We start from the raw sequence: 22,939 nt of genomic DNA, 5'->3' as shown, positions 1-22,939 counted from the left end.
CCGGCGATCAGCAAAGCTTTATTGGGCCGAGAACGGCACGCGCGCTCTCGCCGAGTAGGTCCAGACGCGGGTGGTGCTGCCGATGCCGCCCAACTCGGCGCCGAGCCCGACGCTGGCGCCGCCCTGAGTCCTGATGCCGAGACCGCCCGTGGCGCGCGCCGACCAGCCCTGCAGCAGCGGGGTCGAGGCCAGACCGGTGCCGCCGTTGGCGAGCGTGTTGGCATCCTCCTTGTTGAAGTAATAGTCGCCATACATACCGACGAACGGCGTCAGCACGATGCCGCTGTCGAACCAGGCCACCGGGTAGGCGGCTCTCAGGCCACCGGAGGCGCGGCCGCTGGCGAAGTCATTGGTGCCCTGCCGGGTGCCGAGCGAATCGGTATACGCATTCTGGTGCTCCCACAGCCCGTAGACCTTGGCCGAGGGCTCGAGCAGGAAGCCATAGGCCTTGTACATGCCCGTCAGTCCCGTCGACGCCATCCAGCGCTCGCCGTTGAAATTGCCCTGCGCCGTCCCGGCCGTGCCGCTATAGCCGATGCCGGAATAGGCTACCGTCGCATCGTAGCGGAGTGTCGGCAAGATCTTCCAGCCGAGATAGGCGCCAACCGTCCAGCCGTCTCCCTTCAGCTTCCCGTTGATATCCTGCTCGGTATAGCTGAACGTCTCATACCCGCCGAGCACGCCGACCAGGACATTCGGCGTCGCCCTGTAGGTCAACCCCATCAGCGCGTTGAGCTGCCGGCCGTAGAGCGAGGTTTGGCTTGCCTGAGTGACACCGAACGCGCTGGTCGTGCTCCAACGGTCGATGTTGGTGCCACGCACATCGGCCCAGAGCAGCCACTGCTTGTCCTCGTGCCATTTTGGCAACGCCTTCTCCGGCGTCTGCTGGTCGATCGCTGCGAAGGCATTGTCGATGCGCGACCGGCCACGGGCGGATCTGCCGCCCGGGCCGGGGTTTCCGCCACGGTCTGTAAAGGCGCTGCTGCCCGGATTGGCCGAGCTCGGGACCGCCGCGGCGTCGTCCTGGTCCCGCGGGTCAGCCGAGAAATTGAAGCGCATGCGGCCGTTGCTGGGCGTCACGAACGCGCCGCCATCGTTGAAGCCATCAGCGATGGCATCGTCGATCGCCCCGGAAATGGCCTGGCCTGAGTTCTGCGCCACCATCTTGGTGACGTTGAGCTGCAACGCGCGAAGCCTGACGCTGTCGAGCGGAACGTTCACGGTCTGCGCAAGGCCGGGTGAGGTGCTCGCCGCAAAGGTTGGGCTGCCGGTATAGCTTGCGATGATGGTGTGGCTGCCGACCGCCAGCGCGGATGTGGTGAAGGCCGCAACGCCGCCGCTCAGCGTCGCTGTTCCGATCGGTGTGCCGTTGTCGCTGAACGTCACCGTGCCCGTCGGCGTTCCACCCGACCCTGTGACCGTTGCCGTGAACGTCACGGGTTGACCGCCCTGGCTCGGGTTCTGCGACGAGCTCAGGGTTGTCTGCGTCGTCGCCGACAAATAGGTGAACCGGTCCGCGACTGAGGTCGCGGACGTCTGCCCGTTGTTGGTCACGGTCACATCGACCGCCCCGGTGCCGGGGGGCGAGGTGGCCGTAATCGAGGTCGCGGAATTGACGGTGTAGCTCGCCGCATTGACGGCGCCGAACTTCACGCCTCCCGCACCGGCGAGGCCGGTGCCGGTGATGGTGACCGTGGCGCCGCCGGCCGCGGGGCCTGACGTCGGCGAGATCGATGTCACGGTGGGCGCGCCGATATAGGTGAACTGGTCAGCCGCCGAGGTCGGCGAGGTGCCGCCGGCGGTGGTGACCCTGACGTCGACCGTACCGGTCCCCGCTGGCGATGTCGCGGTGATCGAGGTGGCCGAGTTGACCGTGAAGCCGGTCGCGGCGGTGGCGCCGAAATTCACCGCGGTCGCCCCCGTGAAGCCGGTGCCGGTGATGGTGACCGAGGTGCCGCCGATCCCAGGTCCGGAGGTTGGGGAGATCGAGGTGACTGTCGGAGCTGTCGTATAGGTGAATTGATCCGACGCAGAGGTGGCCGAAGTGCCGCCAGCGGTGGTCACCCTGACGTCGACGGTGCCGGTGCCGGCCGGCGCGGTCGCGGTGATCGAGGTGGCGGAGTTGACCGTAAAGCCGGTTGCCGGCGTCGCACCGAAATTCACCGCCGTGGCGCCGGTGAAGCCGGTGCCGGTGATGGTCACGGACGTGCCCCCCGCCAACGGCCCGGCGGTCGGCGCGATCGACGTCACGGTCGGTACCGGCGAGTAGGTAAACTGGTCGGCCGCCGACGTCGCCGAGGTGCCGCTCGGGGTGGTCACGCGGACGTCGACGGTGCCGGTCCCCGCCGGTGAGGTCGCCGTGATCGAGGTGGCCGAATTGACCGTGAAGCCGGTCGCCGGTGTGGCGCCGAAATTGACCGCGGTCGCCCCTGTGAAACTGGTGCCGGTGATGGTCACCGAGGTGCCGCCGGCGACAGGCCCGGATGTCGGCGAAAGCGAGGTCACGGTCGGCGGGCCGATATAGGTGAACTGGTCGGCCGCCGAAGTCGCCGAGGTCCCGCCTGCAGTGGTGACCCTGATGTCGGCGGTGCCGGTGCCGGCCGGCGAGGTCGCGGTGATCGAGGTGGCCGAGTTGACCGTGAAGCCGGTTGCAGGCGTGGCGCCGAAATTGACAGCGGTGGCGCCGGTGAAGTTCGTGCCTGTGATGGTCACCGTGGTGCCGCCAGCCGCCGGACCTGACGTCGGCGAGATCGAGGTGACTGTCGGTGCGGGGATGTAGGTGAACTGGTCGGCTGCCGAGGTCGCCGAGGTGCCGCCGGCGGTCGTGACCCTGATGTCAACGGTCCCAGTGCCGGCCGGCGCTGTTGCGCTGATCGACGTGGCCGAGTTGACCGTGAAGCCGGTCGCCGGCGTGGCGCCGAAATTCACTGCCGTTGCGCCGCTGAAGCCGGTGCCGGTGATCGTCACCGAGGTGCCGCCGGCACCAGCGCCCGATGTCGGCGAGATCGAGGTCACCGTCGGTGCTGCGACATAGGTGAACTGGTCAGCGGCACTGGTTGCCGACGTTCCACCGGCGGTCGTGACGGTCACGTCGACCGTGCCGGTGCCGGCCGGTGAGGTTGCCGTGATCTGGGTGGCCGAGTTGACCGTGAAGCCGGTTGCAGGCGTCGCGCCGAAATTGACCGCCGTCGCCCCGCTGAAGCCGGTGCCGGTGATCGTGACTGACGTGCCACCGGTTGTCGGACCTGCGGTCGGCGAGATCGAGGTCACGGTCGGCACGGCGGCATAGGTGAATTGATCAGCCGCCGAGGTCGCCGAGGTGCCGCCTATCGGAATCGTCACCCGGACATCGACCGTACCGGTCCCAGCGGGCGAGGTCGCGGTGATCGAGGTGGCCGAATTGACCGTGAAGCCGGTCGCAGGCGTGGCGCCGAAATTGACCGCGGTGGCGCCGGTGAAGCCGGTGCCGGTGATGGTGACCGTCGTGCCGCCGGCCACCGGCCCCGAGGTCGGCGAGATCGAGGTGACGGTCGGTGCGGGGATGTAGGTGAACTGGTCGGCAGCCGAGGTGGCCGAGGTGCCACCGGCTGTCGTGATGCGGACGTCGACTGTGCCCGTTCCCGCTGGCGAAGTCGCGGTGATCGAGGTCGCCGAGTCGACCGTGAAGCCGGTCGCCGGCGTGGCGCCGAAATTGACCGCGGTGGCGCCGCTGAAGTTGGTGCCGGTGATGGTCACCGTGGTGCCGCCGGCGCCGGGACCCGAGGTCGGCGAGATCGAGGTCACGGTCGGTGCGGGAATGTAGGTGAATTGATCGGCGGCAGACGTGGCCGATGTTCCGCCCACAGTGGTGACGGTAACATCGACGGTGCCAGTCCCGGAGGGCGACGTCGCGGTGATCTGGGTGGCAGAGTTGACCGTGAATCCGGTCGCAGCCGTAGCGCCGAAATTCACCGCGGTCGCGCCGCTGAAGCCGGTGCCGGTGATGACGACAGATGTACCGCCGGAGCCGGGGCCCGATGTCGGCGCGATCGACGATACCGTGGGCGCGGCCACATAGGTGTATTGATTCGCCGCCGCCGCCTGGGATGGCGCGCCATTGGTGACCGTCACATTGACGGTGCCCGCCGACCCGGCCGGCGCGACCGCCGTGATCTGGGTGTTGGAGTTGACCACGTAGCTCGTCGCATTGTTCGAACCGAACTTCACGCCGCCGGCGCCGGTGGTCCCCGTGAATCCAGTGCCGGTGATGACGACCGAGTTGCCGCCCGCGGTCGGGCCGGAACTCGGTGACAATGCGGTGACGGAGAGGCTGGGCGTGACGTTCGAGAGCGAGATGGTCAGGCCACTATCGGTGGTGCCGAACGTGCCAGTGCCAACATCAGTCGTCGACGAATAGTTCAGAATGATCGTGTCGGAGGTCGTCGGCGGCGCCGTCGTCATCGTCAGATTATAAGTTACGTAGTAGGCATTGCCGTTATTGGGATCAATCGTCTCTATCGGCGTGATCGTGTAGACGCCCCCATTCGAACCAGCGATCGATGCGGACGTGTCGGATCCGGCCCCTGTAATCGGGAAACCAGTATTTGTGTCAGTTCCGCACGCATTGTACAGGCCGCTGTTGGCGATTCGATTGTATTGTGTGCCCGTTTTCGGCACGAGCGTCGCGCCGGGACCGGTGGCGCCATTGACGCTGAATGTGATCTGCGAGTTCAGCTGAATGCTCGTCGAAACCGTCAATGCGGACACTGCCGTGCAGTTGGCAGCCCAGGCGTCACTTGCAGCAAAGGATACGAGGCCCACGACTGCCGAGACCACTGCCGAGACGACGGCGTAGCGCCGCGCGCCGGCTTTGCCGGGCCGTGAGGCAGAGGCTGTCGCATGGGAGGACGGGCGTGCCGGCGGTCTGTCGAGCGAGAAGCCGAAAGCGTGGGCGAATGCGTACCCCATGGCACGGACCACCATCCAGATCCCGGCAGTGAGATTCACGACGCCCCCTCGCGGCCCGTCCTCGAGCTGGATGATGCCGCTGCAAATTCTTTGATAAAAAATTCGACTGTTATTGTGTGTATTAGGTCGTTTGCGTGCATTAGGCCGTGACGGTGCGCGGCGAGCAAGCAGGCAGACGATTGTTCCCGGCAAAACCCAGCCATCGCGAGCACTTTTCGACCGTCAGTTGCGGCTCGGCAACAGGGCAGTGTGTGGTGGAACCGCCTGGGCCCGCCGCGCCCTCCCGCAGCAGCGCCGGTTGCGTGGCAGCCGACTGAGCGGCGCTCGCTGCGCAAGCGACACCGCCAGAAGTTGTTGCTCTCGATGACTGCGCGTGCGGGCTTGACTGTGCCGGTTCCGCCCACTAACAATCTTTGCGAGCATATGCGTCGTGGCGCACTGCGTTTTTGACCCATCGCGCGTCGATATTCCGCGCTTCAATGACAAGGCGATCCATCGCCTGATGGAAGAGGGGGGAGCATGCCGTTACAGCCCATCCTGGGTCAGATCATGCCCTTTGCCGGCACGACGGTGCCGAGAGGGTGGGCGCTGTGCAACGGCGCGCTCCTGGCAATCCAGACCAATCAGGCGCTGTTTTCATTGCTCGGGACGTACTACGGTGGTGACGGCGTCAGGACCTTCGGGCTCCCCGACTTGCGCGGCCGCGCAATTCTCGGGTCCACCGGCGGCAGCGGCACCTTTCCTGCCGGCATGACCAGCGGCACGGTTTCGGTGACCCTGAACGCACAGCAGCTTCCAAGCCATAACCACATCGTTTTGGCATCGACAGCGCAGGGAGCCGGACGAGGCGCTTCGGCGACCAACAATCTGTTCGGCACCAACACCATTCCGCCAGCCGGCCCAAAGTCTATTTTCGTGACCGCAGGCAGCGGAGAGGTGCCGCTGGCGCCGGGCACGAATGTCCTCAATGAAGGCGGCAATCAAGCTCATAACAACATGCAGCCGTACCTCGTCATCAACTACATGATTGCGCTCAACGGCGTCTTTCCGTCTCGCGACTGAGACTTCGACCGCGAAGCGTTCAGCTCCAGCAAACCGCTTCCATGATTGAGCTTTCCCGAACTGCGCTTCGTGAGAGGCGACACGTTCCCGACATTGATTTGCAATCGATACTTGAAAGGGACTTCGGCGATGTCAGACCCCTTTATCGGCGAAATCCGGCTGTTCGGGTTTCCACGGGTGCCGGATGGCTGGCTGGCCTGCAATGGACAAAGCCTGGCGATCGCACAATACGATACGCTCTATGCCATCATCGGCACCACCTATGGCGGCGATGGCGTGCAGACCTTCAATGCGCCCGATCTGCGCGGCCGGGTGCCGATTGGCCAGGGGCAGGGACCGGCTCTGCCGCTCTATGTGCTCGGCGAGATCGCCGGAGAGGACGGACACGTCCTGATCGAGAACGAGATGCCCGCGCATAGCCACGCGCTGATGTCGTCGACCGTCACCGCGGAAACGCAGACGCCGGGTGCGACCGTTCACCTGGCGACGGCGTCGGCCGGAAATCTGTACGCGCCGGCAGCAGACGCCGCGCCGTATGAGACGATGGCGGCCGGCGTCGCGCTTGCAGGCAACAGTTTGCCGCACAACAACATCATGCCGACGGTCGTGGGCAACTACTGCATCTGCTTCGCCGGCATCTTTCCGTCATCGGGCTGATCGCGCCTCGTCCTACGCGCGTCGGCAGATTTCACGCTTCACTGGATTTGAGGAGAGACCACGTGTCGGACCCGTATATCGGCGAAATCCAGGCCTTCCCGTTTACCTTTGCTGCTCAGGGCTTCAACCAGGCTTGGCTGCCATGCTTCGGCCAGTTGGTGCCGATCCAGCGATTCACACCCCTGTTCGCGTTGATCGGCACCGCCTTCGGCGGCAATGGGACCAGCAATTTTCAACTGCCCAACCTCAGCGGCTGCATCACCAACAGTCAAGGCGACGGTCCGGGCCTTCAGCCACGCGTGATCGGCGAATCGATCGGGAGCAGCACGGTCGGCCTGATCACCAGTGAGATGGCGGCGCACACCCACGGTCTGCAGTTGGGGAGCAAGACGGCCGCAAATGCGGCGCCTGGTCCGGGAACGGCCGGGACCATGGCCGCCATCGATCCCATCTTCAATGGTTTCGTGCCGCTGCCGAGCACCACCACGCTCGCACCGAACGCCATGACGTTGACCGGGCAGGGCATTCCCCATGACAACACGCAGCCGACCCAGGCGCTCATCTGGTGCATCGCCTATGCCGGCATCTACCCGTCGTTCAACAACTCCTGACCGATGAGCTCGGTCGGCGTGACGACGATCGAATCCGAGATAGTCTCACGCGACGCCCGATTGCGGCTGCGGCTTGCCGAGGCCGCCGACGAGCCGTTCCTGCACAATCTGTTCAAATCCGTGAAAGGCGCGCAACTTGCCGCAGCCGGCTTGCCGCCTGCGATGCTCGACCTCGTGCTGGCGCAGCAATATCGCGCGCAGGTCGAGGGCCATGCGGCGCAGTGTCCTGCGGCGCAATCGCTGATCATCCTCCGAGACGACGCGCCGGTCGGGCGGCTGCTGCTCGACCGCGCGGCGCAGAGATGGCACGTGGTCGATCTCGCACTGCTGCCGGGCGCGCGCAACGCGGGTGTCGGACGCGAGATCATGCAGGCGGTCGCCACGGCGGCACGGGAGCAGGGCGCCGGCGCGCTCTCGCTCGCGGTCGCGACGACGAATGAGGACGCGATAAGGTTCTACGTCCGGCTTGGCTTCCGCGACGTCGCGGACGAGGCGACGGCGTCGCATCGCACGATGGAGCGGTCGCTCGCGTGCTAGCGAGCAGGAGCCACCTCGCGCAGGAACGCAATCAGCGCCGCATTCACCTCGGCAGCGCATTCCTGCTGGATCCAGTGCCCGGCGCCGTCGATGATCAGCTTGCGCCGGAGATCCGGCAGCACGCGCGCTATCTCCTGAACGCGCTTGGCACCGATGATCCCGGTCACGACCGCGTCCGCGCTGCCGGCGATGAACAGCGACGGCTGGCGGATCTGCGCGTCCTGCCACGGCGCCGTGAGCTCCCAGTTGCGGTCGATGTTGCGATACCAGTTCAGGCCGCCGCGAAAGCCGGAAGCGCGATAGGCCGCGATAAACTCCGCGAGATCGGCCTCGCTGAGCCACGCCGGCAGAGCGAGATCCGGCGTCACGTCGCCGAGAAAGCCTTTGTCCGGTGCGACGAACAGCGACTGCGGATCGGAGAAGCCGCGCGCCAGCATGGTGCGCATCGTCAGCGCCACGTCGCGCTCGAGCTCGGCCTCGGCCGCGCCGGGCGTTTGAAAATACTGCCAGTAGAAATTCTCGATGCCGCCGGCGCGGAGCGTCTCGAGCGGCCGGCTGCGGCCGCGGAACGGCGGCGGCACGCTCAGTCCGGCAACGGCCCTGAACAGGTCCGGTCGGAACAGCGCCGCATGCCAGGCGACCGGCGCGCCCCAGTCGTGGCCGATGATGACGGCCTGGCGCTCGCCGAGCGCCCCGACCAGTCCGACCACGTCTCCGACCGCGTCGAAGATGGTGTAGGCGCCGATGTGGTCAGGCGCCTGCGAGCGGCCGAACCCGCGCATGTCGGGCGCCACGACCCGATAGCCCGCAGCGGCAAGGGCAGGGATCTGGTGCCGCCACGAATATGACAGTTCGGGCCAGCCGTGGCACAGCACGACAAGCGGGCCTTCGCCCTGTTCGCGCACGAACAGCTCGATTCCGTTGGCCTTGATGATCCGCGTCGATGACACTGTTTCCCCCTTGATTGCTCGACCTTTGATTGCCGGCCCAGGACGTATCGCACCGCGCGAAAGGCCGTGCAAATCCACGGGAGAGCGGTCTGATCCGCGGGATTGCCGAGTTGTTTGCGCCCCCCGCAGCTGCTAGATTCCCAGTGCGCTCCAGAGCTTAGCCGATGGATTTCATGACCTTACCGCTGCGTCGCGCCGGTTTCACGTCCGGACGGACGACGCGTGCGCTCATCGCCTTGGCCGTGGCGGTTGCCGTCGGCTGGAGCGGCGTGCTTCTCGCTGCCAACCAGAGCGTCCAGGGCGCGCGCAAGGAGGATGGCGGCTTCGACGGCGACGCGCCGACCGCGATCCTGATCGAGGCCAACAGCGGCAGCGTGCTGTTCGAGAAGAATGCGGACGAGCTGCGGGCGCCCTCCAGCATGATGAAGCTGATGACCGCCGAGGTGGTGTTCAACGCCGTCAAGGAGGGCACGATCAAGCTCAATGACGAATACCGCATCAGCGAGAATGCCTGGCGCCGGGGCGGAGCGCCCTCCGGCACCTCGACGATGTTCGCCGCGCTCAACAGCAAGGTGTCGGTGAGCGACCTCCTGCACGGCGCCATCATCCAGAGCGGCAACGACGCCTGCATCGCGCTCGCCGAGGGCATGGCCGGCAACGAGAAGATCTTCGCCGCCGACTACATGACCAAGCGGGCGCGCGAGCTCGGCCTCACCAAATCGACCTTCGCCAATTCCAACGGGCTGCCGGATCCCGGCAACAAGATGACGGTTCGTGAGCTTGCCATGCTCGCCCGGCACATCATCCTGGATTTCCCGGAGTTCTATAAGATCTTCGGCGAGAAGGAGTTCACCTGGAACAAGATCCGGCAGCAGAACCGCAACCCGCTGCTGAACGCGATGGAGGGCGCCGACGGCCTCAAGACCGGCTACACCAAGGAAGGCGGCTACGGCATGGTCGGCTCGGCCGTGCAGAACGGCACGCGGCTGATCGTGGTCGTCAATGGCCTGGAGGATTCCGAGGACCGCGCCACCGAGGCCAAGAAGATGCTGGAATGGGGCTTCCGCAATTTCGAGACCCGCACCCTGTTCGCCGCGGAGCAGCCGATCGGCTACGCCAAGGTGTTCGGCGGCGAGAGCCGCTCGGTCAAGCTGTCGAGCCCGGTGCCGGTCAAGGTCATGGTGCAGAAGAACGGCGGCGACAAGCTGATCGCCCGCATCGTCTACAGTGGCCCGGTCAGGGCTCCCGTCGAGCCCCGGCAGAAGGTCGGGGTTGTCAGGGTGTGGCGCGGCCCCAATATCGCCATGGAGGCCCCTGTCTATGCTGCGGAAGCGGTGGGCAAGGGGTCCACGATGCGGCGTGCGATCGATGGGGTCAGCGAGCTCGTGATCGGGATGTTCCGCGCCGGGGCCGAGAAGCTCTAGAGACATGGCGGAAGCAGCTTTGAAACGTGGTCCTGGCCGCGGCCGATTCGTCACCTTCGAGGGCGGCGAAGGCGCCGGAAAATCGACGCAGATCAAGATGCTGGCGGACCATCTGCAGAAAGAGGGTGTGCGCCTGGTCCTGACCCGCGAGCCCGGGGGCTCACCGGGCGCGGAGATCATGCGCCACCTCGTGCTGTCGGGCATGGGCAGGCTGCTGGGCCCGGAGGCCGAGACGCTGCTGTTTGCCGCCGCTCGCGACGACCATGTCCGCAACGTGATTCTGCCGGCCCTGAACCAGGGCAGCTGGGTGCTGTGCGATCGCTTCTTCGATTCGACCCGGGCCTACCAGGGCAGCCAAGGCAAGGTTGCGCCGGACGTGCTCAATGCGATGCAGCGGGTGACGATCGGCGACCTCAAGCCGGATCTGACCCTCATCCTCGATGTTCCCGTCGAGATCGGTCTGCAGCGTGCCGGGGCGCGGCGCGGCGCCGGAACCCCGGACCGGTTCGAAGGCGAAGACATCAAGTTCCACAAGGGGCTGCGCGAGGCCTTTCACAAGATCGCCGCCGAGGATCCCCGGCGCTGCGTGCTGATCGACGCTACGGCGAGCGCGGAAACGGTCTCGAAGCTCGTTTGGGACGCCGTGCGCGAGCGCCTGTTCACGGAAGTGGCGGCGGCGTCATGAGCGCGCGCAAGGTCGAGCCGGAGATCGCGGTCCGCCATCCACGCGAAACCACCGCCTTGTTCGGGCATCGCGACGCCGAGGCGGCGCTGCTTTCCGCCTATCGCAGCGGACGGATGGCGCATGCCTGGCTGATCGGCGGCCCACAAGGCATCGGCAAGGCCACCTTGGCCTACCGCATGGCGCGCTTCGTGCTGGCCCACCGCGATCCCACCACCGCCGAGGTGCGTGCTGCCGATTCGTTGTACGTCGATGCGGAGGACCACGTCGCGCGCCTGATCGCCTCCGAGGCTCATGGCGGGCTGCTCACCTTGGAGCGCTCGGCCAACGACAAGGGCGTGCTGCGCACCGTCATCACCGTGGACGAGACCCGCGAGACGATCTCGTTCTTCGGCTCGACGGCGGCGGTCGAGGGCTGGCGGGTGTGCATCGTCGACACCGTCGACGAACTCAATCCCAACGCGGCCAACGCGCTGCTCAAGATCCTCGAGGAGCCGCCGCAGCAGTCGCTGTTCCTGCTGGTCAGCCACGCGCCGGCACGGGTGCTCGCCACCATCAAATCGCGCTGCCGCCGGCTGGCGCTGCGGGCGTTGTCGACCGACGACGTCGTCAGCGCCGCGGCCGAGGCCACCGGAATGGACGGAGCCGATCCGGCGCTGCGCGAGGCCGCCAGGGCTTCCGAGGGCAGCGTCGCGCGGACCCTGATGCTGTTGGGCGGCGACGGGCTGCAGCTGCAGACCCGGACCGCCGCGCTGCTCGCGAGCCTGCCCCGGATCGACCCGGGCGAGCTGCATGCCCTGGGCGATGCGCTCGGCACCAGCGACCGCGTCGCGCTGGCGAGCTTCCTCGACAGCATCGAGCGCTGGGTGGCGGAGCGGCTGCGGGCCGCAGATCCCAACGCGGAACTGCCGCGCCTTGCACGGCTGGCGGAGGTATGGGAAAAGATCGTCCGCGCCGCGCGCGACACCGAATCCTATAATCTGGAGCGAAAACCGCTGGTTTTCTCGGTGTTCGGGATGCTCGCCGAAGCCACGCGGTAACCGCGCCGACCATCATCCCGGGATCATCAGGATCAATCCGTCGACCGACGTCGTCAAAGAGGAATTTGCCGTGGCGAAGGCCAACAAGACCACCGTGAAGAAGGGCAAGCCCGCGGGCAAGAGCGCCGCGAAGAAGGCTACCGCCAAGGCGCCCGCGAAGGGCAAGGCCAGCGCGGCCAAGGCGAAGGCGGCGAAAGCGAAGAAGGACAAGGACGCCAAGAAAAAGACCGCCACGTCCAAGACGGCGCCTGCGAAAGCCAAGAGCAAGGCGCCGAAAGCGAAAGCAACCAAGAGCGCCGCCAAGAAGGCCGTGAAGGTGCCGGCGAAGAAGGCTGCGGCCAGGCCTGCACCACCGCCGGTCAAGAAGACGGCCGCCAAGCCCGCGGCAGCAACGAACAAGCAATCGGCAGCGAAGAAGCCCGCCACGACGAAACAGCCGGCCGCACCGAGGAAGACCTTGCCGGCCATCGTTGAAGCACCGAAGCCGCCACGCGCCGCGAAGCCGAAGGCACCGCGCAAGCCGAAGGTCGAGGCCGTGGTCGTCGAGATCGACGAGGTCGTAGCGCAGGTCGCCGCAGCTCCCGTCGACAAGAACACCTTCTACGTCACGACAGCGATCGCCTATCCCAACGGCAACCCTCATATCGGCCACGCCTATGAGGCGATCGCGACCGACGCCATCGCGCGCTTTGCGCGGCTCGACGGCAAGGACGTGTACTTCCTGACCGGCACCGACGAGCACGGGCTGAAGATGGTGCAGACCGCGCAGAACGAGGGGCTGACGCCATCGGAGCTGGCGACCCGCAACGCCGGCCGCTTCCGCGACATGGACGAGCGGCTGAACGTCTCGTTCGACCGCTTCATCCGCACCACCGAGCCCGCGCATCATCGCTCCGTCCAGGCGATCTGGAACCGCATGCGCGAGAATGGCGACATCTATGCCGACAGCTATGCGGGTTGGTACTCGGTACGCGACGAGGCCTATTACGCCGAGGATGAGACCGTCGTCGGCGAGGACAACGTCCGCCGCGGACCGCAGGGCACGCCGGTCGAATGGGTCGAGGAGAAGAGCTATTTCTTCCGCCTGTCGGCCTATCAGGAGAAGCTGCTGGCGCTGTATGACAGCCAGCCCGATTTCATCGGGCCGGACGCGCGGCGCAACGAGATCATCAGCTTCGTCAAGGGCGGGCTGAAGGACCTGTCGATCTCGCGCACGACGTTCGATTGGGGCGTCCGGGTGCCGCATGACGACGAGCACGTGATGTATGTGTGGGTCGACGCGCTGGCCAACTACATCACCGGCGTCGGCTTTCCCGACGAGAGCGATGCGAACTGGAAATACTGGCCGGCCGACGTGCACGTCATCGGCAAGGACATCATCCGCTTCCATGCGGTGTACTGGCCGGCGTTCCTGATGTCGGCCGGCGTGCCGGTGCCGAAGCGGGTCTATGCGCACGGCTTCCTGTTCAACAGGGGCGAGAAGATGTCGAAATCGGTCGGCAACGTCGTCGACCCGTTCAATCTCGCCGACCAGTACGGCGTCGACCAGCTCCGCTACTTCTTCCTGCGCGAGGTGCCGTTCGGCCAGGACGGCAACTACAATCACGAGGCGATCGTCGCGCGCATCAACGCCGATCTCGCCAACGACCTCGGCAACCTCGCGCAGCGCTCGCTGTCGATGATCGCAAAGCAGCTCGGAGGCCAGCTGCCGGAGCCCGGCGAGTTCTCGGCCAACGACAAGGCGATCCTGGCGGAGGCCGACGCGATGATCGGCGCCGCACGGAAAGCCATGGCGACGCAGCAGATCCACCAATGGCTCAATGCGGTCTGGTCGGTCGTGGCCGAGGCCAACCGCTATTTCGCGGGTGAGGCGCCCTGGGCACTGGCGAAGACCGATCCGCCGCGCCAGCACACGGTGCTCTATGTCACCGCCGAGGTGATCCGTCAGGTCGCGATCCTGACCCAGCCGGTGATGCCGGCCGCGTCGGCCAAGCTGCTCGACAGCCTCGGCATCCCCGAGGACGAACGGAATTTCGCGCAGCTCGGCGGCGAGGTCAGGATTGCGGCCGGGACGCAGCTGCCGGCGCCCCAGGCGGTGTTCCCGCGCTACATCGAGCCGACGGCGGCGTGATGCTGGTCGACAGCCATTGCCATCTGGACTTTCCGGATTTCGCCGAGGATCTGGATGGCATCGTCACGCGTGCCGCCGCCGCCGGCGTCGGCCGCATGGTGACGATCTCGACGCGGGTGCGCCGGCTTCCCGAACTGCTCGCCATCGCCGAGCGTTTCGACAACGTCTTCTGCTCGGTGGGCACCCATCCGCACAACGCGGACGAGGAGGACGGCATTCCGGCCGAGGAGCTGATCGCGCTGACGCGCCATCCCAAGGTGGTCGCGCTCGGCGAGGCCGGACTCGACAATTTCTACGACCACGGCTCTAAGGACGCCCAGGAGCGTGGTTTTCGCGCGCACATCGCGGCGGCGCGCGCCACCGGCCTGCCGCTGGTGATCCACACCCGGGAGGCCGACGAGCAGTGCGGCCGCATCCTCGACGAGGAAATGGCGCGCGGACCTTTCAAGGCCGTGCTGCATTGCTACACCGGCGGGCGTGAGCTGGCGATGAAGGCGATCGATCTCGGACTGCACATCTCGTTCACGGGCATCGTGACGTTCAAGAAGTCCGAGGCATTGCGCGCGCTCGCCGCCGAGGTGCCCGCCGACCGCATCATGGTCGAGACCGACGCGCCGTATCTGGCGCCCGGCAAGTTTCGCGGCAAGCGCAACGAGCCCGCCTACGTCGTCGAGACCGCGAAGGTGCTGGCAGAAGCGCGCGGCGTCTCGCTCGAGGAGTTCTCGCGCCAAACCACCGAGACCTTCTTCAAGCTGTTCTCGAAGGTGCCGCGGCCAAAGGAGGCTGCATGACGCTGACGCTCACCATTCTCGGCTGCGGCTCCTCGGCCGGCGTGCCGCGCCCGGCGCTGGGGTGGGGCGCCTGCGATCCCAACAACCCGAAGAACCGCCGCAGGCGCTGCTCGCTTCTGGCTGAGCGCCGCGGAGCGCATGGCGTGACGCGCGTCGTCATCGACACCTCGCCGGATCTGCGCGAGCAGTTGATCGATACGCAAGTCGATCACATCGACGCGGTGTTTCTCACGCACGAGCATGCCGACCAGACTCATGGCATCGACGATCTGCGCTCGGTGGTGATGCATCAGCGGCGGCGGATTCCGGTCTACCTGAACCAGTCGACCGCCAAGGACATCATGCACCGGTTCTCCTATTGCTTCATCTCGCCACCGGGAAGCGACTATCCGCCGATCCTGACCCAGCACGCGATCGAGGCGGGCGAGACCCAGGCGGTGGAAGGCAAGGGCGGCGAGCTGAAGCTGACGGCGTTCCTGGTCCAGCACGGCAACATCCCCGCGCTCGGCTATCGCATCGGCGATGCCGCCTACACGCCGGACCTCAACGACATCCCCGAGGAGAGCTGGGGCGCGCTGGAGGATCTCGACCTCTGGATCGTCGACGGCCTGCGCCCTGCCTCGCATCCGAGCCATTTCTCGGTCAACGACGCTCTGGCCTGGATCGAGCGCTTCAAGCCGAAGCGCGCCGTCATCACCAACATGACCGCCGATCTCGACTACGAGGTGCTGCGCCAGAGCCTACCCGATGGCGTGGTACCGGCGTATGACGGCATGCGACTGGAGCTGGATTCGTAGGGTGGGCAAAGGCGCGGCCGCGCTCTCTCCCCATGCGGATTGCGATGGCGCCGTGCCCACCATCTTGCTTCTTGAGTCCGCCGCCCGACGGTGGGCACGCGGCGCCTGACGGCGCCGCTTTGCCCACCCTACGCAGCGACTATCATGTTCGCGAACTAACAAGGAGCAGCCTTGCCATGCTGTCGCTGTTCTTCGAGGTCGAGGTCAAGCCAGGTCGGCTCGACCAATATCTGCAACTCGCCGCGGCGCTGCGGCCCGAGCTCGATGCGCTCGGCGGCTGCCTGTTCCTCGACCGCTTCCGGAGCCTGTCGCGTGACAATCTGATCCTGTCCTACCAGATCTGGCAGGACGAGGGAGCCATGACCGCCTGGCGCGTCCACGCCCATCATCACGACATCCAGACCCTCGGCCGCGACAAGGTGTTCTCGGACTATCGCCTGCGTATCGCCGAGTTGGTCCACGAAATCAGGCCAGGGCAGGCCGCCTGGCAGCCGGAGCGGCGCGGCACCTACAATGATCCGAAGCGGCGGGCGCCGACGTATGTGCTGGCCGTCGAGACGGCGAGGCCGCAGTTGGGCAGCGTGACCGACCTGCCGGTCGCGAGCTTCTCGAGCGTCTATCGCGAGGGCCGCTTCGCGCATCTGGTCGAGCTGCCGGACGAGGCCACCGGCCTTGCGCTGAGCAAACAATTACTCACCGAGCCGGGTGCCGACAACATCCGTATCGTCGAGGTCACCCGCGACTACGGCATGTACGACCGCCGCGAGGCGCCGCAATATTACGCGGAGAAGACACGAGACGCGTAGCGAGCTCAGGTGGGGCAGCGCGGAATGCCATCGACCACGGCCTGATCAGGAGCAATCGAGCGCAGATCGACGTCACGTGCCAGCGTAACATAGTCGATGGTCTCCGATGTCCTCAGATAGGTCGTGAAGTTGATGGGGCCAGCCGGCAGCGCTACGGTGGTGCAGGCCTTCGGCGCGACCGAGATCGTGATCGATCCGCCACCGGCAGAGTTCTTTTCCGCCATCAGCTCGGCGCGAAAAGACTGTAGACGCGCCGTGTCGGTCTCCTCGAGGCGGTAGGCGTAGATGCGCGTGCCGGCTCCGGCCTCCTGCGCCAGAGCCGGGGGATCCGGAATTTCCCGCAGCACGAAGTCCCGCTGCTGTTCCGCGCCGCGCCCGCGTTTCACGGCAATCCTCAGCACCACGCCACCTGGCAGCGGCCGCAGACTCGTGGGCAGTCTCACGGCCGCGCGCAGCTGTGCGGGGTCGCTGGTCTGGAAATCGACCCGGGCCAGCTTGACCATTGAGGTCACCGGCATATGGCCACAACCAACAGCGCTCAACGTTAGTCCGATGGCCAGAACGAGCCGCTGGAAGGGATGCATGGGCATGAGGAGGAGCCTTCGTTTGACAGTCATTAATTATCGTAATACGATAAATTATTCACTGGTCAATAGGAGGCTCGTTATGGTGGACCGTGCGGATCAATCCCGTCGCCTGCGCCACTTCTCCCGGGTAATGGCCTGGATCACGGGACTCGGCATCGTCTTGATCGCCGCCGCGACGTGTCTCGTCTTTATGATTCCGGAGTGGACGAGAGGTCTGCTCCTGGCGCGCCTCGGCACGGCTGGCGCGGAGCTGCAAACCACGCCGGATCGCGTGCTTTTGGGCGCGGCGGTGACTGCGATCCCGGTCGGCGTGATGCTGTACGGGTTGTGGCGGGTGAGAGCCCTGTTCCTGGATTTTGCGGAAGGGATGGTTTTCACGCTGGCGACAGCGCGCCGCTTGCGCGATTTCGCCGTCACAGTCCTGGCGCAGGCCTTGCTTGGTCCGCTGTCGTCGACGGCCCTGCTGATCGCCTTCACCATCAGCAATCCGCCTGGCAGCCGGCAACTCGGTATCGCGCTCTCGGTCAACGACTACATCGCGCTGATCGTTGGCAGCGTGCTGCTCGCCGTCGCCTGGGTCATGGCTGAGGCGACCCGGATCGCCGAAGAGAACGCCAGCATCGTGTGAGACGTGATGCCGATCATCGTCAATCTCGACGTCATGCTGGCGCGCCGCAAGATGCGATCCAAGGAGCTCGCCGAACGCATCGGTATCACCGAGCAGAACGTCTCGCTCTTGAAATCGGGCCGGGTGAAGGGCGTGCGTTTCGACACCCTTGCGCTGATCTGTGAGGTGCTGCGCTGCCAGCCCGGTGACATTCTCGAGTATCGCAGAGGCAACGAAGACACCACCACGCCGGAGACCGCATGAGCGAGGCGCACGCGCGCGCCTCGCTCATGCGCATGTCCTTGGCTTACGCCGAGATCGCCTTGGCCGAGTCGATCTGATTGCGCAGCAGAAATTTCTGGATCTTGCCCGTCGACGTCTTCGGGATCGGGCCGAACACCACGACCTTGGGCGTCTTGAAGCCGGACATGTGGCTGCGGCAATAGGCGATGATCTCGGCTTCGGTCGCCTCGGCGCCATCCTTCAGCTCGACGAAGGCGCAGGGCACTTCGCCCCATTTCGGATCGGGCTTGGCGACGACGGCGGCGAACAGCACGGCGGGGTGCTTGTAGAGGATGTCCTCGACCTCGACGGAGGAGATGTTCTCGCCGCCGGAGATGATGATGTCCTTGGAGCGGTCCTTGATGATGACGTAGCCGTGCTCGTCGAGCACGCCGAGATCGCCGGTGTGAAACCAGCCGCCGGCGAAAGCTTCCTGCGTCGCCTTCTCGTTCTTGAGATAGCCCTTCATGACGATGTTGCCGCGAAACATGACCTCGCCGATGGTCTCGCCATCGCGCGGCACCTCCTGCATCGTCTCCGGATTGAGCACGGTGACGGCTTCCTGCAACGGATATGGCACGCCCTGGCGCCGCTTCAGCCGCGCGCGCTCGGGCGCGGGCAGGTCGTCCCAGCCGGGCTGCTCGGCGCAGACCGAGGCGGGGCCGTAGACCTCGGTCAGGCCGTAGACATGCGTCAGCTTGATGCCGATGCTCTCGGCACCTTCGAGCACCGCGACCGGCGGCGCGGCGCCGGCGATCAGGCCGACGACGGGCTTCTCCCGCTTGCCCTTGGGCGCGTCGGGCGCATTGATCAGCACGTTGTAGACGATCGGCGCGCCGCACATGTGGGTGACGCCGTGGGTCTCGATCAGCTCGAATATCTTCGTCGGCTCCACCTTGCGCAGGCAGACATTGACGCCGGCCGCGGCGGCCATGGTCCAGGGGAAGCACCAGCCGTTGCAGTGGAACATCGGCAGGGTCCAGAGATAGACCGGATGCTGGCCGAGCCCGCCCGCGAGAATGTTGCTGACAGCGTTCAGATAGGCACCGCGGTGATGGGTGACGACGCCCTTGGGATTGCCTGTGGTGCCCGAGGTGTAGCTCATCGCGATCGCGTCCCATTCGTCCGCCGGACGGCGCGGCTCGAACAGCGGATCGCCCGAGGCGACGGCGGCTTCGTACTCGATCTCGCCGATGCGGCTGCCGCCGGCATAGGAGGCGTCGTCGACGTCGATCACGAACGGCTTTGCGCCGCTCATCAGCTTCAGCGCTTCGCTGATCACGCCTGAGAACTCCGGATCGACCAGGATGATCCTGGCCTGGCCGTGATCGAGCTGGAACGCGATCGACGGCGCGTCGAGGCGGATGTTGAGCGTGTTGAGCACGGCGCCGGCCATCGGCACGGCAAAATGCGCCTCGTTCATCGCCGGGATGTTCGGCAGCATCGCCGCCACCGTGTCGCCAACGCCGATGCCGCGGCCCGCGAGGTACGACGCGAAGCGCCGGCAGCGGTCATAGGTCTGGCGCCAGGTGAAGCTGCGGCCTTCATAGACCGTGCTGACGTGGTCGGGATAGACGGCCGCGCTGCGCGCCAGGAAGCTGAGCGGGGTCAGCGGCACGTAGTTGGCCGGCGTCTTGTCCAGACCGAGCTGATACTGGTTCGTGCTCATCACCACCCTCCCTCGTCATCTGAAGAGTTTACAGGAACCCGATCGAAATCCACGGAAAAATCGCAACGATGATGAGGCCGATGAGAAGCGCCAGCAGGTAGCCCCAGATCGGACGGATGCCCTCGGCGGGATCGACCCGGCCGATCGCGCAGGCGGCGTAATATCCAACTCCGAACGGCGGTGCGAACAGGCCAATTCCCATCGCCAGGATGATCACCATGGCATAGTGCACCTCGTGCACGCCGACGGCACGCGCGATCGGAAACAGCAGCGGGCCGAACAGCACGATCGCCGGAATGCCCTCGAGCACGCTGCCCAGGATCGTGAAGGCGACGATCGAGACCGCGATGAACGTCGCCGGGCCGCCCGGTAGCCCGGTCATGGCGGAGGCCAGCGCGCGTGAGAAGCCGGACTGCGTCAGGCCCCAGGCCATGCCGGTCGCAGTCCCGATGATCAGCAGGATGGCGCCGGACAGCGCCGCCGTCTCAATCAGCATCGGCATCAGGCGGCGCCAGTCGAAGCGGCGATAGACCAGCAGGCCCGCCAGCACGCCATAGACGATGCCGATGGTAGAGACCTCCGTCGCCGTCGCGACGCCCTCGACGACGGCAGCGCGGATCACGAAGGGCAGGGCCAGGGCAGGGAGCGAGACGATGAAGGCCTTGCCGATCTCGGCTCCGGTCGCGCGGCGGACGCCGCTCATATCCTCGTTGCGGTAACGCCACCACACCAGCGCGCACAGCGTGATCGCCAGCACGACGCCCGGCAGCAGGCCGCCGGTGAACAGCGCCGCAATCGACACGCCGGTGACGGAGCCGATCGTGATCAGAACCAGGCTCGGCGGAATGGTCTCGGTCTGTGCGCCGGTGGCGGCGAGCAGGGCGACGAGATCGCCGGGACGGGCGCCGCGCGCCTTCATCTCCGGGAACAGCACCGGCGCGACCGCGGCCATGTCGGCCGCCTTGGCGCCGGAGATGCCGGACACCAGGTACATCGCGCCGACCAGCACGTAGTGCAGGCCGCCGCGGACGTGACCCAAGAGGCTCGCCAGGAACGCGACCATGGCGCGCGCCATGCCGGTCATCTCGATCAGCAGGCCGAGAAAGACGAACAGCGGCACCGACAGCAGGATCAAGTGGCTCATGCCCTCGTCCATGCGCCCGACCAGCACCATCAGCGGCGTGCGGGTGGTCAGCGCGAGATAGCCGAAGATCGCCAACCCGAACGCGAACGCGATCGGCACGCCGGCGAAGACGCAGAAGCCGACCACGCCGACGAAGAAAATCACGAGATTGATGTTGCCGAGCGGCTTCAGCAGCGGTTGCGCCAGCCAGAACAGCGCGATCACGGCGACGACACACATAATCGCGCCTACGACCAACTTGTTCTGGCTGCTGCGCGCTACTAGCAGGAAGGCAAATAGCACTGCCAAGCAGGTACCAACAGCCAGCGCCCCGAGCCAGCTCTCCGGCTTCGGAACCGGGAGCACCCACAGGTGAGGGAGCGCATACCAGTACAGTCCGATAATGAGGGCAACCGATAGGATCGCGCCCACGACTATCCGGTGCTCGCCGCACCGCGCCAACCGCAGCACCGCGAACACCGCCATCAGGCCAATGCCGATCGGCAGTGCCGCCGCCCGCCAGATATTGGCGATCTGCAGCGCCGGCGTGGTGATGAAGCTTTCCTCATAGGCGTATTCATAGGCCGGCCAAGCCACCATCAGCAGGAATGCCAGTGCCGCGGCGATCGCTGCGATGTCCAGAAAGACCCATAGTCGAGGGCCTGCCATGGCAACGGCCGCCGTCATCCGCATGTGCTCGGACCGGCGGAACGCAACGACGGCGCCGAGCATGGCGAGCCACAGGAACAGGATCGAGGCCAGTTCGTCCGACCAGATCAGCGGCTGGTGCAACACGTAGCGCGCGACCACGCCCGCGAAGAGGATGACGATCTCGGCCACGACGAGCAGCGCGGCTGGAATCTCGACGAGGAGGCCGAGCAGGGCCTCCAGTCCATCCAGCCAGGACCGGCGGCGAGGGGTCTCGATGACCACCTCGCTGATCGCGATTTCCGTGAACTCGGCATGCGCCATGACGTCACCCGAACGCGCCTTCAGCCATCAACCCGTCAGGACAGCTTGCCGACGGCCTTTTCCAAGAGCGCCCAGGCTTCATCGCCGTATTTGCCCTTCCACTCGGCATAGAAGCCGGCGGAGCGCAGCTTGTCGCGGAACGGCGCGACGTTGGGCTGATTGAACGTCAAGCCTTTCGACGCGAGCTCCTGCTGCAGGCCGGCATTGAGCTTGGCGACGTCCTCGCGCTCCTTCACGGCGGCCGCATTGATGTGCTTGGCAACGATGGCGCGCATGTCGGCCGGCACGGCCTCCCAGGCGCGGCGGTTCGCCAGGAACCAGAAGCCGTCCCACATGTGGTTGGTCAGCGAGCAGTATTTCTGCACCTCGTAGAGCTTGGCGGTCGAGATGATCGCCAGCGGGTTTTCCTGGCCCTCGACCACCTTGGTCTGCAGCGCCGAATAGACCTCGCTGAAATTGATCGAGGCGGGCGCCGCCTCGAATGCCTTGAACATCGAGGTCCACAGCGGCGACACCGGCACGCGGATCTTGAAGCCCTTGAGGTCGTCGGGCCCATTGATCGGCTTGGTCGACGACGTCGTCTGGCGGAAGCCGTTGTCCCAGATCTTGTCCATGACCACCAGGCCGGCCTTGTTGATCTGGCCGCGCACGTAAGCGCCGAGATCGCCGTCCATGGCCTTCCAGACCGTGTCGTAGTCTGGGAACGCGAAGCCGATGCCGTTGATCGAGGCCGCCGGCACCAGGGTCGCCAGGATCAGCCCGGACAGCGTGAAGAACTCGACGCCGCCGGAGCGGATCTGGCTCAGCATGTCCGTGTCGGATCCGAGCTGGTTGTTCGGGAAGATCTGCAAGTCGAACTTGCCGTTGGTCTCGGCCTTGATCGCCGCCGCCATCTCCTTGGCACGAACGTTGAGCGGATGGGTGTCGGGCAGGTTGTTGGCGTACTTGTAGGTGAATTCGGCGCTCTGGGCGCGCGCCACATGCGGCGCCGCGATCCCACCCAGTACGGCTGACGCTGCGGAGGCCTTCAGCAGCGCGCGTCGTGACAGGCTCATGCTCGTTTCTCCCTGAGAAGCTTCTTCTTGTTGCATCCAGTCGCCGCATGATGTCGCGGTCCGAATCCCGCGACGTCAGCAGCGTCATCAGCGCTTATTGCAGCGATGAGCCGCAGCAGCAATATGCGGCGTTCGCTGCGGGCGCCTTGGCGCGGGTTTCAGGCGCCAATGGCGAGCGGCGATGGTCGTGCTCGCGACGCGGGCTGCAG

The 22,939-nt window shown here is 66.0% G+C and carries 19 protein-coding genes; 13 read left to right on the top strand and 6 right to left on the bottom strand.

Going from position 1 to position 22,939, the window contains the following annotated elements:
- Positions 1-18 precede the first annotated feature (18 nt).
- Entirely contained in the window at positions 19-4,440 is a 4,422-nt protein-coding gene (locus QX132_RS04480; protein ID WP_316160207.1) for an IPT/TIG domain-containing protein, read from the bottom strand.
- A 1,026-nt stretch (positions 4,441-5,466) separates the two neighbouring features.
- Between QX132_RS04480 and QX132_RS04475 the strand changes: the two genes are divergently transcribed.
- From QX132_RS04475 to QX132_RS04460, 4 genes are all read left to right on the top strand, one after another.
- On the top strand, positions 5,467-6,009 hold the full coding sequence (locus QX132_RS04475) for a phage tail protein (protein WP_316160206.1): 543 nt from the start codon (positions 5,467-5,469) through the stop codon (positions 6,007-6,009).
- Between the two features lie 129 nt (positions 6,010-6,138).
- Positions 6,139-6,666, top strand: a complete 528-nt coding sequence (locus QX132_RS04470) for a phage tail protein (protein ID WP_315711949.1) — start codon at positions 6,139-6,141, stop codon at positions 6,664-6,666.
- Positions 6,667-6,728: 62 nt separating this feature from the next.
- On the top strand, positions 6,729-7,277 hold the full coding sequence (locus QX132_RS04465; RefSeq protein ID WP_315774770.1) for a phage tail protein: 549 nt from the start codon (positions 6,729-6,731) through the stop codon (positions 7,275-7,277).
- Positions 7,278-7,295: 18 nt separating this feature from the next.
- Positions 7,296-7,814, top strand: coding sequence for a GNAT family N-acetyltransferase (locus tag QX132_RS04460; RefSeq protein WP_315757478.1), 519 nt, complete (start codon positions 7,296-7,298; stop codon positions 7,812-7,814).
- On the opposite strand, the gene QX132_RS04455 is transcribed toward QX132_RS04460, so the two are convergent.
- Positions 7,811-8,764: an alpha/beta hydrolase gene (locus tag QX132_RS04455; protein WP_316160205.1), complete on the bottom strand. Its 954-nt coding sequence runs from the start codon at positions 8,762-8,764 to the stop codon at positions 7,811-7,813. The genes QX132_RS04460 and QX132_RS04455 overlap by 4 nt on opposite strands.
- 164 nt (positions 8,765-8,928) lie before the next feature.
- On the opposite strand from QX132_RS04455, the gene QX132_RS04450 reads away from it, so the two are divergent.
- The 7 genes from QX132_RS04450 to QX132_RS04420 all read left to right on the top strand — a co-directional run bounded on the left by QX132_RS04450 (position 8,929) and on the right by QX132_RS04420 (position 16,435).
- The gene (locus tag QX132_RS04450; RefSeq protein ID WP_316160204.1) at positions 8,929-10,188 is read left to right on the top strand and encodes a D-alanyl-D-alanine carboxypeptidase family protein; all 1,260 of its coding nucleotides are present in this window, start codon (positions 8,929-8,931) and stop codon (positions 10,186-10,188) included.
- Positions 10,189-10,192: 4 nt separating this feature from the next.
- Positions 10,193-10,873: a dTMP kinase gene (gene tmk / locus QX132_RS04445; RefSeq protein ID WP_316160203.1), complete on the top strand. Its 681-nt coding sequence runs from the start codon at positions 10,193-10,195 to the stop codon at positions 10,871-10,873.
- A complete protein-coding gene (locus QX132_RS04440) occupies positions 10,870-11,910 on the top strand; it encodes a DNA polymerase III subunit delta' (RefSeq protein ID WP_315774775.1) in 1,041 nt (346 codons plus the stop codon). The genes tmk and QX132_RS04440 overlap by 4 nt, the downstream gene beginning before the upstream one ends.
- 70 nt (positions 11,911-11,980) lie before the next feature.
- Positions 11,981-14,041, top strand: coding sequence for a methionine--tRNA ligase (metG, locus tag QX132_RS04435; RefSeq protein ID WP_316160201.1), 2,061 nt, complete (start codon positions 11,981-11,983; stop codon positions 14,039-14,041).
- Positions 14,041-14,832, top strand: a complete 792-nt coding sequence (locus tag QX132_RS04430; RefSeq protein WP_315779924.1) for a TatD family hydrolase — start codon at positions 14,041-14,043, stop codon at positions 14,830-14,832. Before metG ends, QX132_RS04430 begins: the two co-directional genes overlap by 1 nt.
- Positions 14,829-15,629: an MBL fold metallo-hydrolase gene (locus QX132_RS04425; RefSeq protein ID WP_316160199.1), complete on the top strand. Its 801-nt coding sequence runs from the start codon at positions 14,829-14,831 to the stop codon at positions 15,627-15,629. Before QX132_RS04430 ends, QX132_RS04425 begins: the two co-directional genes overlap by 4 nt.
- Positions 15,630-15,805: 176 nt before the next feature.
- A complete protein-coding gene (locus QX132_RS04420) occupies positions 15,806-16,435 on the top strand; it encodes an antibiotic biosynthesis monooxygenase family protein (protein WP_315774779.1) in 630 nt (209 codons plus the stop codon).
- Between the two features lie 5 nt (positions 16,436-16,440).
- On the opposite strand, the gene QX132_RS04415 is transcribed toward QX132_RS04420, so the two are convergent.
- Positions 16,441-17,025 carry a hypothetical protein gene (locus QX132_RS04415; RefSeq protein ID WP_316160196.1) on the bottom strand — a complete coding sequence of 195 codons (585 nt, stop codon included), beginning with the start codon at positions 17,023-17,025 and terminating at the stop codon, positions 16,441-16,443.
- A gap of 76 nt (positions 17,026-17,101) precedes the next feature.
- Between QX132_RS04415 and QX132_RS04410 the strand changes: the two genes are divergently transcribed.
- Both QX132_RS04410 and QX132_RS04405 read left to right on the top strand, forming a co-directional pair.
- Positions 17,102-17,650, top strand: coding sequence for a DUF2975 domain-containing protein (locus tag QX132_RS04410; RefSeq protein ID WP_315779930.1), 549 nt, complete (start codon positions 17,102-17,104; stop codon positions 17,648-17,650).
- Between the two features lie 6 nt (positions 17,651-17,656).
- On the top strand, positions 17,657-17,893 hold the full coding sequence (locus QX132_RS04405) for a helix-turn-helix transcriptional regulator (RefSeq protein WP_315711932.1): 237 nt from the start codon (positions 17,657-17,659) through the stop codon (positions 17,891-17,893).
- 43 nt (positions 17,894-17,936) lie between these two features.
- Here QX132_RS04405 and QX132_RS04400 read toward each other — a convergent pair whose 3' ends face one another.
- Genes QX132_RS04400 through QX132_RS04390 form a run of 3 tightly spaced genes read right to left on the bottom strand, consistent with a single transcriptional unit; the run spans position 17,937 to position 22,730 of the window.
- Positions 17,937-19,580 carry an acyl-CoA synthetase gene (locus QX132_RS04400; protein ID WP_316160194.1) on the bottom strand — a complete coding sequence of 548 codons (1,644 nt, stop codon included), beginning with the start codon at positions 19,578-19,580 and terminating at the stop codon, positions 17,937-17,939.
- A gap of 28 nt (positions 19,581-19,608) precedes the next feature.
- Entirely contained in the window at positions 19,609-21,675 is a 2,067-nt protein-coding gene (locus tag QX132_RS04395; RefSeq protein ID WP_316160192.1) for a TRAP transporter large permease subunit, read from the bottom strand.
- A 35-nt stretch (positions 21,676-21,710) separates the two neighbouring features.
- The gene (locus QX132_RS04390; RefSeq protein ID WP_315737989.1) at positions 21,711-22,730 is read right to left on the bottom strand and encodes a TRAP transporter substrate-binding protein; all 1,020 of its coding nucleotides are present in this window, start codon (positions 22,728-22,730) and stop codon (positions 21,711-21,713) included.
- Positions 22,731-22,939 lie beyond the last annotated feature (209 nt).

Origin of the sequence: Bradyrhizobium sp. SZCCHNRI20481 (assembly GCF_032485055.1) — a bacterium.
In the GTDB taxonomy this organism is placed as follows: Bacteria; Pseudomonadota; Alphaproteobacteria; order Rhizobiales; family Xanthobacteraceae; genus Bradyrhizobium.
This window is presented reverse-complemented; position numbering and strand designations above follow the sequence as displayed.

Coding starts and splice junctions, on each gene's coding strand:
- QX132_RS04420 (WP_315774779.1), top strand. CDS start 15,806: ATGCTGTCGCTGTTCTTCGAGGTCGAGGTCAAGCCAGGTCGGCTCGAC.
- QX132_RS04475 (WP_316160206.1), top strand. CDS start 5,467: ATGCCGTTACAGCCCATCCTGGGTCAGATCATGCCCTTTGCCGGCACG.
- tmk (WP_316160203.1), top strand. CDS start 10,193: ATGGCGGAAGCAGCTTTGAAACGTGGTCCTGGCCGCGGCCGATTCGTC.
- QX132_RS04480 (WP_316160207.1), bottom strand. CDS start 4,440: ATGACGACGGCGCCGCCGACGACCTCCGACACGATCATTCTGAACTAT.
- QX132_RS04415 (WP_316160196.1), bottom strand. CDS start 17,025: ATGCCCATGCATCCCTTCCAGCGGCTCGTTCTGGCCATCGGACTAACG.
- QX132_RS04400 (WP_316160194.1), bottom strand. CDS start 19,580: ATGAGCACGAACCAGTATCAGCTCGGTCTGGACAAGACGCCGGCCAAC.
- QX132_RS04405 (WP_315711932.1), top strand. CDS start 17,657: ATGCCGATCATCGTCAATCTCGACGTCATGCTGGCGCGCCGCAAGATG.
- QX132_RS04390 (WP_315737989.1), bottom strand. CDS start 22,730: ATGAGCCTGTCACGACGCGCGCTGCTGAAGGCCTCCGCAGCGTCAGCC.
- QX132_RS04450 (WP_316160204.1), top strand. CDS start 8,929: ATGGATTTCATGACCTTACCGCTGCGTCGCGCCGGTTTCACGTCCGGA.
- QX132_RS04430 (WP_315779924.1), top strand. CDS start 14,041: ATGCTGGTCGACAGCCATTGCCATCTGGACTTTCCGGATTTCGCCGAG.
- QX132_RS04410 (WP_315779930.1), top strand. CDS start 17,102: ATGGTGGACCGTGCGGATCAATCCCGTCGCCTGCGCCACTTCTCCCGG.
- QX132_RS04470 (WP_315711949.1), top strand. CDS start 6,139: ATGTCAGACCCCTTTATCGGCGAAATCCGGCTGTTCGGGTTTCCACGG.
- QX132_RS04440 (WP_315774775.1), top strand. CDS start 10,870: ATGAGCGCGCGCAAGGTCGAGCCGGAGATCGCGGTCCGCCATCCACGC.
- QX132_RS04395 (WP_316160192.1), bottom strand. CDS start 21,675: ATGGCGCATGCCGAGTTCACGGAAATCGCGATCAGCGAGGTGGTCATC.
- QX132_RS04425 (WP_316160199.1), top strand. CDS start 14,829: ATGACGCTGACGCTCACCATTCTCGGCTGCGGCTCCTCGGCCGGCGTG.